The organism is Gilliamella sp. W8123 (genome assembly GCF_016101085.1).
GTDB lineage: Bacteria > Pseudomonadota > Gammaproteobacteria > Enterobacterales > Orbaceae > Gilliamella > Gilliamella apis.
In genome coordinates, this window is record NZ_JACFRE010000006.1 from 1 (window position 1) to 12,401 (window position 12,401).

A 12,401-nucleotide genomic window follows, 5' to 3' on the forward strand; every position below is an offset into this window, starting at 1 on the left:
GTGATGGTCAGGGAGTTTATTATGGTGTCACCGTTACCGGTAATTTAAAATTAACTATTGTTGATAAAGACGATAATCGTGTTGCCCGTAATGAAGTACTGACTATTTGTAAAGCGCCATATAAATTAACCTTATCTAGTGATAGCGGTACATTAAAAACACCTTATGGTGTACCTAATAAAAGTCGTTTTAGTGCAAGTAAGGCCACTTATTATATTAATCCTAAAGCAGCGCCAGTGGTTTGTTTTGCAAGACCTGGCGCATATTATAGTGGAAAAGGGCTTTCTGCTGCCGTTTGGGATCCTTTGAAGGGTTTTCTACCACAATCATTTACGCCATCGTCTTATGGTTTAAACTTCCCGACTACTGGTGCTCATAATTTGTATTTTGATGTACATATAGGTGGTAGTAATCAGGCCTTATCTTGGGCTACGGTTTCTCATGGTGGTATTACGGCGACGATGACCGATTCAACAAATACCAGCGTTCGAGTCACCCTAACTGGTCCTGCCGTTACAGACCCTAATCAATGGTACTCAGAAAATCCACGTAGAATCGACAGACCCTCTTTACCTCAGGTATTTGAGTTAGTCGGTCGTGATAGCAGAGGTAATGCGGTGGTCAAATATGGATTTGAGTTAAAGCAGTGGTTTGTTAATAGTGGTAATAATGAAAAGAACCATTCTAGTGTGGAATCTTGGTGTAATAATATTGGATACCGTCTCCCAAATATCAGGGATTTAACTAATGGGTCTTGTCGGGAAAATTTAGATAAAGAATTCGAAGACGGTTATTGTAACGGTGTAGTAGATGCAACGCCTTCGTCACCTGATTCTTGGTTCCGGCGTCACATTGGTGGAGGATTGTTCTCGGAATGGGGGATGGTGGAGGATTACTTTGGTGCCAACTTTCCCGGCCTCGGCGGCGGCAGCGTTTTTACGTTTAAATATTGGACGCAAGATATAGTAGTTAGTACTCAAAGGTTTTTTTATGTTAACACGCGTTATGGTTCGATATATTACGATAATTGGGACTACTCCGTAAGGGGCGGCGGAGCCTGTGTCTATCCTTAGCTATTATTTCTTAGTTCTTAGGTATTGAAGCTAAGGATAAGAAAAATAACGTTAGGGCGATAAAAGCGGTTTTGTGGCTCGACATTAGCAACGTGCTGACAACTGAGCGAGGTTAGCATGGAAAACAGGGATGTTTGGCAAGGCGGTGCTTTGTCAGGAACAAATCACAGCCGGTGCGTTAAGACCGAACGAAGGCGGAAGGCAGTCACGCAGTGACCACTTGCGTAGTCGCCGCGGGAGATTGTAAAGAGGGTTGGCGCCAACCCTCTTAACTCGGACGTAATCACCATATAGAAACAACCACAAAACAACAAACGTCCGAAACTCAAACAACCAAAAAATTTTGAGGAAAGGGGGTTTTGAAACGCTTATTCTATTTTTCTTTCACAAAAAGACAGTAATTAACCATTATTATTTGCTCTTAAGGTTTTGTTAATCTGCTTTTGTTAGTTTAGTGACCATTATTAATTGTGAATAATGGTCGCTATGCAAAAATTAGATAATTCTCCAGATTTTAATTGGCATTCATTGCTCTATGTAATTTTATTTTTTTGTTACTTTTCTTGTAGTTTGCAACTCTATATTGCTTTGTCTGGACATGCTAATTTTATTGGCTTACGTGATTCAATTATTTACAGCATGATTTGGCTAGTACCGGTATTATTTTTCCCTCGTTATACCAAAAAAATTGCTACTGTTTATGGCATTATAATTGGGGGATTATCTTTAATTTCTATTGGTTATTTTACGATATATCGGCAAGAGTTTTCACAGAGTGTCTTTTTTGTAATGGCCGAGTCGAATTATAATGAATCACATGAGTTTATCTCACAATATTTAAGCATTAAGTTAGTTATAGTATTGCTGATCTATATTTTGTTTGGGTTTTTTCTATGGCTTAAAGTTAAACCTGTTTATGTTAAAAATATGACTAAATGGTTAGTGTCGATAATCATTGTTATTTATGCATTAATGCCGCTGTGTATTAGTGTTGTAATAAAAAAAATGTCGTTTCAACAAGCAACTCAGCATTTGCTAACACGTATGGAAACCACGGTTCCGTGGCAATTAATCAATAGTTATTTAGCTTATCGTTCGCAACTTTCAAATATGGAGAATATCTTAAATCATCTGCAAACACTGCCTGAGTTTGAAAATTTAACGGATGATAATGGTGATACGCCAAGAACATTAGTGTTAGTGATTGGTGAATCGACCACACGTACTCGGATGGGTATTTATGGCTATGAACGCAATACTACGCCGTTGATTGAACAATTTAAGCAAGATAATCCTGATTTTGTTGTGTTTAATGATGTGGTTTCATCAAGACCTTATACTATTGAAATATTGCAGCAAGCCCTAACTTTGGCAGATGAACAAAATCCAGATTTATATCTTAGCAAACCCTCGCTTATTCACCTTATGAAGCAGGCTGGTTATAAAACGTTTTGGATCACTAATCAACAGACGATGACAAAACGTAATACGATGTTGACCATGTTTTCTAAACAAGCTGATGAACAGTTTTATATGAATAATGATCGTAATCAAAGTTCACGCCAATATGACTCATCGGTGTTTGAACCATTTAAAAAAGTATTACAGGATCCTGTTGAAAAGAAATTTATCGTCATTCATTTGTTGGGTACGCATATGAAATATGAATTGCGCTATCCTCAAAGTGCAGAGTATCAGCGTTTTAATGATAGATCGGATTTAGCGTTTAAACTGGATGATGATAAGTTAAAGGTTTATAACAGTTATGATAATGCGATCATCTATAATGATTTTGTAACAACTAAGCTATTTAATTTATTTAAAGATAGTCAAGCAAATGGTTTTATGTTGTATTTTTCTGATCATGGTGAAGATGTTTATCAAACTCCTCCGCATGATGTTTTAGGGCGTAATGAAAAGGCGCCGACTAAGGTGATGTATACCGTACCATTTATGCTATGGCAGTCACCAAAATGGCTAGCAAATCATCCCAATAACTATCAGTCCTATGTGAATAGAAAATTCAGTACTCAAGACTTGATTCATACTTGGTCTGATTTAGCTGGGCTTAGTTATAATTCCTATGCTCCAGAAAAAAGTATAGTAAATGCGAAATTTGAGCAACCGATTCGGTGGATTGGCGATCCTCATGATAAAAAAGGTTTAACTTATTTTGATAAGTTAACTAAATAATAGTGAGTAATTTGCAGATAAAGTTAAGGTATGATATTGTATATTTATACAGTTATTTTTAAATGCTATTATACCTATTATGCGAAAAATTATTCATGTCGATATGGATTGTTTTTATGCCGCCGTCGAAATGAGAGACAATCCCCGTTATCGCAATATACCTATTGCGGTAGGGGGTGATCCGCGTAAGCGAGGTGTGGTATCAACTGCAAATTACTTAGCTCGGCAATTTGGTGTTCATAGCGCTATGTCAATGGCACAGGCAGTTAAGCTCTGTCCTAATCTTAAAGTTATCCCCGGTCGACATGCTGTTTATAAAGAAGTTTCTAATCAAATTCAGCAAATCTTTAAACGATATACTCAAGCTATTGAAACACTCTCCCTTGATGAAGCTTATCTAGATGTGACTGATTGTAAGCTTTTTCACGGCTCAGCCACTTTAATTGCTCAAGATATCCGTCAAGCGATATATAAAGAACTCGAACTCACTGCTTCGGCTGGTGTTGCACCACTTAAGTTCTTAGCTAAAATAGCCTCTGACATGAATAAGCCAAATGGCCAATATGTGATTACACCCGAACAAGTAGGGAGTTTTATTGAGCAGTTACCGCTAAAAAAAATTCCTGGTGTGGGTAAAGTAACTGAGAAAAAGCTAACTGAATTGGGATTATATACTTGTAAGGATGTGGTCAATTATGACCTAACCAAATTGCTGAATCAGTTTGGTAAATTTGGTCGAATTTTATATGAACGTTGTCAAGGTATAGATGAACGTGAAGTTTGTAATGACAGACAACGTAAATCCGTAGGCGTAGAGCGTACTTTAGTTGATGATATTTATAGTTGGGATGAGTGTTTAGCTCAATTTGATCCGTTATTTGATGAACTCGAAAAAAGATTAAGCAAAGTTCGTGCTGATTTATCGATTGCAAGGCAAGGTGTCAAATTTAAATTTGATGATTTTCAACTGACAACCCAAGAGCATGTCTGGTCAAAATTGGATAAGGATGATCTGATTGAGCAGGCTTATAAAGTGTGGACAGAAAGACGAAATAATCGAGGTATAAGATTAATTGGTTTTCATGTCACTTTGATTGATCCTCAAGTTGAAAAACAGCTAATTTTTCAATTTTGATTGCTAACTGACGATCAAATAGTTATTTTTTACTGTTAGATCATGGTGAGATTTGTTAATGATTAAGGATCTGATTTAATTTTGATAAATCAGATCCTTGATTGTTATTTGAATATATAGCTAAATGATTATTTTAAATTTTGACCATTAGTCTTAATCACATTTTTATACCATTCAAATGATTCTTTTTTATAGCGTTTCATGCTGCCGTTACCTTCATTGTCACGATCAACATAAATTACGCCATAACGTTTTTTCATTTCACCAGTCGTGAATGATACTACGTCGATAATTCCCCAAGCGGTATAACCAATCACATCAACACCATCGTAATCCATCGCTTTTTGCATCGCTTTGATATGAGCACCAAGGTATTCAATACGTGGTTTATCATGAATTTGGTTATCATGTTCTAGTTCATCTATCGCACCAAAACCATTTTCAACAATGAATAGTGGTAATTGATAACGATCATATAAACGGTTAAGAGTATAACGTAATCCTTCTGGATCGATTGGCCATCCCCAGTCACTGCTTTTAATATATGGATTTTCAACCGCATTTGGAAGCGCACCATTAACTATATTGTCACGATGGTCATTTTTAGCATCAGCTTTTACCACTGTTGACATGTAATAACTAAAGCCGATGTAGTCAACTGTTCCTTGTTTTAAACAGGCTAAATCATCTTCAGTGATGTCAAGTTTGTAACCTTCTCGTTCAAACTCTTTTAATGCATAAGCAGGGTAATAACCACGTACATGTACATCAGGGAAGAAGAAACGTTGATGCATAGCAATTTCTGATGCCATCATATCTTCAGGATTACAAGAATATGGATAGATTGGCACATGCGAAATCATACAACCAATTTCAAAATTAGGATTAATTTTTTTACCAGCAATCACCGCTTTAGCACTTGCTAATAATTCATAGTGTGCTACTTGATAAAGTACTTCTTGTGGATTTTCACCCGGTTTAATTTGTACACCTGAATTAGTCCAAAAGAAGATTGGATTACTAGTATCCATTTGATTATTGATTTCGTTGAACGTCATCCAATATTTGACTTTATTTTTATAGCGCTCAAAACAACTAATTGCGAAACGTTCGAAGAACTCAACGGTTTTACGATTTCTAAATCCACCATAATGACGAGCAATATGTAATGGAATTTCAAAGTGTGAAAGGGTGATAACCGGTTCAATTCCATTAGCAATAAGTTCATCAAACACGTCATCATAAAACTGTAGGCCAGCTTCATTTGGTTCTAACTCATCACCATTAGGAAAGATTCGTGTCCAAGCAATTGAAGTACGTAAACATTTTAAACCTAATTCAGCAAATAATTTAATATCCTCTTTATAATGATGATAAAAATCAATTGCAGTGTGATTTGGATAAAATTTACCAGCTTCGATATCTTGAGTGATTTGTCTTGCAACGCCATGAGCACCAGCGGTCATGACATCAACCACGCTTGGTCCTTTGCCCCCTTCATTCCAGCCGCCTTCAAATTGGTGGGCAGCTAATGCACCACCCCATAAAAATGGTTTTTTAGTCATTTTTGGTTCCTTGTTATTGCTTAATTTCAAATAAGATATCGTCAAGATTTACTTCAGTTTTATCAGTTAGTGTGATCGTTTGGAACTGATCAGTATTAACAATAATAATCGGTGTAATTAATGGGTAACCAGCTTGTTTAATTGCTTGCGGATCAAAGCTAATTAGTAAATCCCCCGTTTTAACTTGTTGTCCCATACTTACATGGTAACTAAATTCATTGTTAGTCAGATTAACAGTATCAATACCAACGTGAATTAATAATTCTACGCCATTATCTAAAGTTAAACCGATAGCATGTTTTGAACTTTCAAAAACGGCGGTCACTTTACCATTATAAGGTGCATAGACATGGTTCTCAGTTGGTTCTATCGCAATACCTTCACCCATCAATTTTTGAGCAAATGCGGGATCTGGAACTTCACTTAGTGGGTATACTTTACCAATCATTGGACTTGTTACATCGATTTCGTCGATAACGATTTTTGGTGTATCGTCTTCAACAGGTACATTATTTGCTTTTGTTTCATTAGTCCCAAAAATTTGTAGAAGTAGGACTGGGCCAAATAACGCAATGGCTGAACCAAGTGCAACACCGATGAACGAACCATAATGTTCTGGATTAACCGTATTAACAATAGTTAATGGACCCGCTAATGCTGCATAAGTATAGTAGTAAGGTGTAAAGAAACCAGCGACCATACCACCAATTGCAGCACAAACACAACCATAAATAAATGGTGTTTTAAAGCGTAGGTTAACACCATAAATCGCTGGTTCAGTGATACCAAATAGACCTGTCACAAAAGCTGAGATTGATACTCCTTTCATCTCTTTAGAACGAGTTTTGAGGTAGAATCCTAATGCAGCGCCGACTTGGCCAATTACCGCAATAGTTTGGTAGGCTTGGAATGAATCTTGACCATGTAATCTCATGTTTTCTAAAACTATTGGAGTTATACCCCAATGGACACCGAATATAACAAGTACTTGCCAAAGAGCCCCGATAATAGCACCGGCTAACCATGGAGCAAAATCGACTAAATAGTTGTATCCGATTGATATATAGTGTGCAGCCCCAGCAGTAAGCGGCCCCACTACTAATAACGTTAGTGGTACCATGATAACTAAACAGATGAATGGCATGATCAATGGTTTAATAATGCTGTGTAAGAGAGGTTCTAAGAAACGCTCTAAATGAGAAAGTATCCAGACTAAAAATAGTGGTGGTAATACGGTTGACATATAAGTGGTTTCAGACAGTGGTAAACCAAATAAATCAAATGTGCCACCTTCCTTAATCAATTTAGCAATCTCAGCCCATGTTGGTGACAGCAGTGCTGCACAACACGCTACCGCAATGTAGATGTTACAACGGAAATGTTGCGATGCGGTAATGGCGATAAAGATAGGTAAAAAAGTGAATGGCGCCCAAGAGATAAAACTAAATACTTGGCAAGTGCTCGTTTTTTCAAAACCTGGGAAGACCAGATTAATTAAAATCAAGATTCCTTGTAATATCCCTGCTCCCGCTAACACATAAACAAAAGGCGCAAAAACCGCTGACATTGTCGCGATAATCCGATTCAAAATACTACTTTTGCTATTTACATCAACTTTGTTATCACCACTTATCAATTTAGTAAACGCATTGTAGACTTTATCAACATTGGTACCTATTACAATTTGAATTTGTCCACCTTTTTCAACTACCGTGATAACACCAGAAAAACTAGCAATTTTTTCTTTGGCATTTTCAGGGGTAGATTGCGTCACAACACGTAAGCGAGTTGCACAACGTGCAACAGAAACAATATTATTTTCACCGCCCAATTCGTTTAATATATCAACTGCTAATTTATCATAATCTCTAATTTTAGATGACATCAATTAAGCTCCTTTCAACAGGTAAGAGTGCCTATATTATTCCTAAAATAAAAATTGTTAATTACCAATTTAATTGTTTGTGATCTAGATCCCGTTTTCTCTTAATTTTGATTTAATAATTAATTTACAGGTATAGAATAAATACTATTTATAACAATAATAAAGAATAACAAATGTTAAAATATCAAGATATAGCGAAAAAAATCCAGCAAGCAATTTATCAGCAAGATTTGCCTAAAGATACGCAATTACCAAATATTGAAGGTTTAATTCAGCAATATCAAGTTAGCCGAACTACTATTATTAAGGCTCTAAATCGTCTTGAAAGACATGGCGTAATTTATCAAATCCAAGGTAGTGGTATCTTTGTTCGACAACCGAAAAAACAAGGTTATCTAAATTTTCTGGAAAGTCATGGTTTTAGTGTTGATCTCAATGATTTACCTGGCTCATCGCAAGTATTTAATGTTGATGTTATTCAACCTAATGCTAAAGTTAAAGAAAACCTTCAGTGTGAAGATGATGAATATGTCTATTATATAAAGCGATTACGTTTGGTTGAAGATAAAGTATACGGTTTTGAACAATCTTATTATCGAAAAAATATAATTTCTTATTTAAATAAAGAAATTGCCGAAAACTCAATCTTTAGTTATGTAAAAGATATTTGTAAGGTCAATATCGGTTTTTCAGATAAATATTTTAAAGCCATAAAATTGGATGAAGATATCGCTCCTTATTTGGGTTTAAAGGCCGGCGATCCCGCTTTATGTGTTGAAGAGATCTTTTATACTTCTTCTGGTGAACCTTTCGATTTTTCACGAATTATCTATCATTACGATAATGCGAAATTCTTTGTTCAAAGTCATTCAAAATAATCAGCAAGATTTCATTTAGTTAATCCAATATTAAAAGACGCTTGATAATGGTTATCTTCTTAATTCAGGCTAGCGAAATGGGCTTAAGTAAATTAATGTCGAAAGATAAGAAAAAATGGTAATTACTTTAATTGAATAGTTGTCAAATAATTGTAAAAGTTTGCAAATATAAAAAAAGCGTCTTACGACGCTTGGTTATTTAATGCCATATTCAGAACGATAAGCTTCGACTTGGACTACTTGGTGTTTACGTGATGGATCACGATAAAGATATTGGATCAAATCATCTAAAGTGATAATCGAAATTACGTCACAATTATAAGTTTGTTTGATTTCTTGAATAGCGGATAATTCACCTCGACCTTTTTCTTGACGATCAAGACAGATTAATACGCCAGCAAGCTTAGATTGATTATCTTCTAAGATTCGCATTGATTCACGAATTGCAGTACCAGCAGTAATTACATCATCAACTAACATGACGCGTTGTTGATAGATCGAACTACCAACTAAATTACCACCTTCACCATGATCTTTAGCTTCTTTACGGTTAAAGCAATAAGGTACATCAACATTGTGGTGCTCGGATAAAGCCACAACTGTAGATGAGACAATTGGAATACCTTTGTAGGCAGGACCAAAGATGACATCATATTGTAAATTTGCATCCATTAATGCAGCGGCATAAAAACGACCTAATAATGCCAAATCCTTTCCGGTATTAAATAGTCCTGCATTAAAAAAATAGGGACTTTTCCGCCCTGATTTTAAGGTAAACTCACCAAATTTTAATGCTTGCCTATCTAAAGCAAATTCTATAAATTCACTCTTATATGATTTCATCGATCCTCTCCAATTAATCTTTTAAAGCTTGTTTTTGTGCTTCTATAATGGTTGTAATGCCATTTTTTGCCAGTTCTAATAAAGTTAATAATTCTTCATGACTGAATGGTTCACCTTCGGCAGTACCTTGAACTTCAATGATGCGACCATCATCAGTCATTACCACATTCATATCGGTTTCGGCATTAGAATCTTCAATATATTCTAAGTCGCATACCGCTTCACCATTAACAATGCCTACCGATACGGCAGCCACTAAAGATTTAATTGGGTTTTGCTTGATTTTACCACTTGCTAACATCATGTTTATTGCGTCAACTAATGCCACACTAGCACCAGTTATTGATGCTGTTCTAGTGCCTCCATCAGCTTGGATAACATCACAATCTAATGTAATGGTATATTCACCTAATAATTTTAGGTCAATCATTGCGCGTAATGAACGGGCAATAAGGCGTTGGATTTCCATCGTACGGCCAGTTTGTTTTCCTTTTGCCGCTTCACGTTGGGTTCTTGAATTGGTAGCTCGCGGCAACATACCATATTCAGCAGTTACCCATCCTTGATTTTGACCTTTTAAAAAGCGTGGTACAGATTCTTCAATTGTTGCATTACAAAGTACTTTTGTTTCACCAAACTCGACTAATACAGAACCTTCTGCATGCTTAGTGTAATGACGGGTTATTTTGATTGGGCGGACTTGTTCCGCGGATCGACCAGACGGGCGCATGCAATTCTCCAGCAGTTTTATTTTAAAATTTATCTTTGAACTTATTAAATCATTTAGGAGGACATCAACAAGAAAGCGTTGATGTTTAGCCTAAGCTAAGAGCACATTATACAGAATTTGTGATACAATGCCCAGCAAGTTTTTCATAAATTTAGGACCTATTATGATTTCTAGTATGACCGCATATGCACGAAAAGAGTTGAACCAATCATGGGGTAGTGCTTCTTGGGAGTTACGTTCGGTCAATCAACGCTACCTAGAAACCTATATTCGTTTACCCGAACAGTTTCGCTCTCTTGAACCGATTATTCGTGAACGACTTCGGGCACGATTAACGCGCGGAAAAGTCGAATGTAATTTACGTTTCGAATTAGATCCAGCGGCACAACATCAAGAACTGTCATTAAACATTGAACTGGCTAAACAAATATTAACAGCTGGTGACTGGATAAAACGTGAGTATCAAACGGGACAAATAAATCCGCTTGATGTTTTACGTTGGCCAGGTGTTATGTCAAGCAAAGAACAAAATTTAGATACCATTTCGCAAGAAATTTTGGCTTTACTTGAAACCGCAATTGATGAATTTATCGCCGTTCGGGAGCGTGAAGGTAAAGCGCTTTGTGAATTAATTACTCAGCGCTTACAAGCAATAACCGAAGAAGTTGATAAAATTCGTACTTGGATGCCACAGATATTAGAATGGCAAAAAGAACGATTAAAAAGTAAGCTTGAAGAAGCTAATATTGATCTGGATAGCTCACGTCTAGAGCAAGAAATTGTTATGGTTGCCCAAAAAATTGATGTCGCTGAAGAACTAGATCGGTTAATGACGCATGTTAACGAAACATATTCGATCTTAAAGAAAAATGAGGCCGTAGGTCGTCGACTCGATTTTATGATGCAAGAATTTAATCGTGAATCAAATACCATTGCTTCAAAATCAATTAATGCTGATGTAACCGCTAGCGCTATCGAACTCAAAGTGTTGATTGAACAAATCCGTGAGCAAGTACAAAATATCGAATAATTTACTAGTTGATGAATCAGTATCTCGGTATTTTTGCCGTTATTTTGGCTTCGCTATTATGGGGCACAACTGGCACAGCAGCCACTTTTGCCCCTACTTTATCTCCTCTATTTATTGGTTCATTCGCCATGGGTATTGGCGGAATATTGCAGTGTGGATTTGCTATACCTAACATCAACCAAGAACTAACATCAATAAGATCGCATTATCGCTATTTAATTTTAGGGGCATTAGCAGTTGCCGTTTATCCTTTGGCATTTTATTCATCGATGCGCTTATCAGGCGTTACTATCGGTACGGTTGTTTCAATAGGATCAGCGCCAATCTTATCAGCTATGATTGAATATATTAGTCGTGATTTTCAAGTAACTAAACAATGGGTTATTGGCGCTTTATTGGGTATTATCGGCATGACTATGTTAGCATTTTCTGAAAATGCCTCGACCACAATTGAATATAATTATGTTGGTTTGGGAATTTTATTAGGACTTATTGCTGGTTTTACTTATGCACTTTACTCATGGTCAGCACGACAATTAATGTTAAAAGGTATTGATAGCAAAGCGGCCATGGGGGCTACTTTTGGTTGTGGCGGTTTATTACTGATTCCGGTAATGCTAATAACGGGAACTACGTTTTTTGCAGCATGGAATAATATTGCAGTTGGCTGTTATATGGCATTAATTCCGATGTTTTTGGGTTATCTATGTTATGGGTATGGATTATCAAAAATATCTGCCAGTTTAGCAACTACCATTAGCCTATTGGAACCCGCGGTAGCCACAATTCTGGCGATATTAATTGTTGGTGAGGATTTATCATTAATCGGTTTGGGGGGGATATTGTTGATTTTTATTTGTCTAGTAATGGTTATCTCGTCAAGCCTAAATAAAAAATTTATCTAATTCAATACATTATTCATCTTTACTTTTTCGCAAGTACCTTTAAAATGACTTCTGTCAAATTAATCATATAGTTCCTATTTTGTGGAAAACTACAAAAATTAACAATTAACATTTTAGGTTAGCTATAAATTAATTTTTTTATTTGTCATTTATTGTTAAGGGAA

At 36.2% G+C, this 12,401-nt stretch carries 10 protein-coding genes; 6 read left to right on the forward strand and 4 right to left on the reverse strand.

The window, feature by feature from the left end; translation table 11 throughout:
- From H3T56_RS08180 to dinB, 3 genes are all read left to right on the forward strand, one after another.
- Positions 1–1,073, forward strand: a 1,073-nt coding sequence (locus H3T56_RS08180) for a hypothetical protein (protein WP_198192523.1), incomplete at its 5' end; no start/stop codon positions are given.
- A gap of 486 nt (positions 1,074–1,559) precedes the next feature.
- On the forward strand, positions 1,560–3,266 hold the full coding sequence (cptA, locus tag H3T56_RS08185; protein WP_198192525.1) for a phosphoethanolamine transferase CptA: 1,707 nt from the start codon (positions 1,560–1,562) through the stop codon (positions 3,264–3,266).
- A 79-nt stretch (positions 3,267–3,345) separates the two neighbouring features.
- The gene (gene dinB / locus H3T56_RS08190; protein WP_198192530.1) at positions 3,346–4,401 is read left to right on the forward strand and encodes a DNA polymerase IV; all 1,056 of its coding nucleotides are present in this window, start codon (positions 3,346–3,348) and stop codon (positions 4,399–4,401) included.
- Between the two features lie 128 nt (positions 4,402–4,529).
- On the opposite strand, the gene H3T56_RS08195 is transcribed toward dinB, so the two are convergent.
- On the reverse strand, positions 4,530–5,966 hold the full coding sequence (locus tag H3T56_RS08195) for a 6-phospho-beta-glucosidase (RefSeq protein WP_198192531.1): 1,437 nt from the start codon (positions 5,964–5,966) through the stop codon (positions 4,530–4,532).
- A 13-nt stretch (positions 5,967–5,979) separates the two neighbouring features.
- Positions 5,980–7,851, reverse strand: coding sequence for a glucose PTS transporter subunit IIA (locus H3T56_RS08200; RefSeq protein ID WP_198192532.1), 1,872 nt, complete (start codon positions 7,849–7,851; stop codon positions 5,980–5,982).
- Between the two features lie 173 nt (positions 7,852–8,024).
- On the opposite strand from H3T56_RS08200, the gene H3T56_RS08205 reads away from it, so the two are divergent.
- Positions 8,025–8,729 (forward strand): GntR family transcriptional regulator, encoded by a 705-nt coding sequence (locus tag H3T56_RS08205; RefSeq protein ID WP_065579224.1) that lies wholly within the window; start codon positions 8,025–8,027, stop codon positions 8,727–8,729.
- A 195-nt stretch (positions 8,730–8,924) separates the two neighbouring features.
- Here H3T56_RS08205 and pyrE read toward each other — a convergent pair whose 3' ends face one another.
- Together pyrE and rph are read right to left on the reverse strand one after the other, a co-directional pair.
- The gene (gene pyrE / locus H3T56_RS08210) at positions 8,925–9,572 is read right to left on the reverse strand and encodes an orotate phosphoribosyltransferase (RefSeq protein ID WP_198192533.1); all 648 of its coding nucleotides are present in this window, start codon (positions 9,570–9,572) and stop codon (positions 8,925–8,927) included.
- Between the two features lie 13 nt (positions 9,573–9,585).
- Positions 9,586–10,302, reverse strand: coding sequence for a ribonuclease PH (rph, locus tag H3T56_RS08215; protein WP_065579222.1), 717 nt, complete (start codon positions 10,300–10,302; stop codon positions 9,586–9,588).
- A 163-nt stretch (positions 10,303–10,465) separates the two neighbouring features.
- Between rph and H3T56_RS08220 the strand changes: the two genes are divergently transcribed.
- Positions 10,466–11,332: a YicC/YloC family endoribonuclease gene (locus H3T56_RS08220; protein ID WP_065613248.1), complete on the forward strand. Its 867-nt coding sequence runs from the start codon at positions 10,466–10,468 to the stop codon at positions 11,330–11,332.
- Positions 11,333–11,343: 11 nt separating this feature from the next.
- Positions 11,344–12,237, forward strand: coding sequence for a DMT family transporter (locus tag H3T56_RS08225; RefSeq protein WP_198192534.1), 894 nt, complete (start codon positions 11,344–11,346; stop codon positions 12,235–12,237).
- Positions 12,238–12,401: the final 164 nt, after the last annotated feature.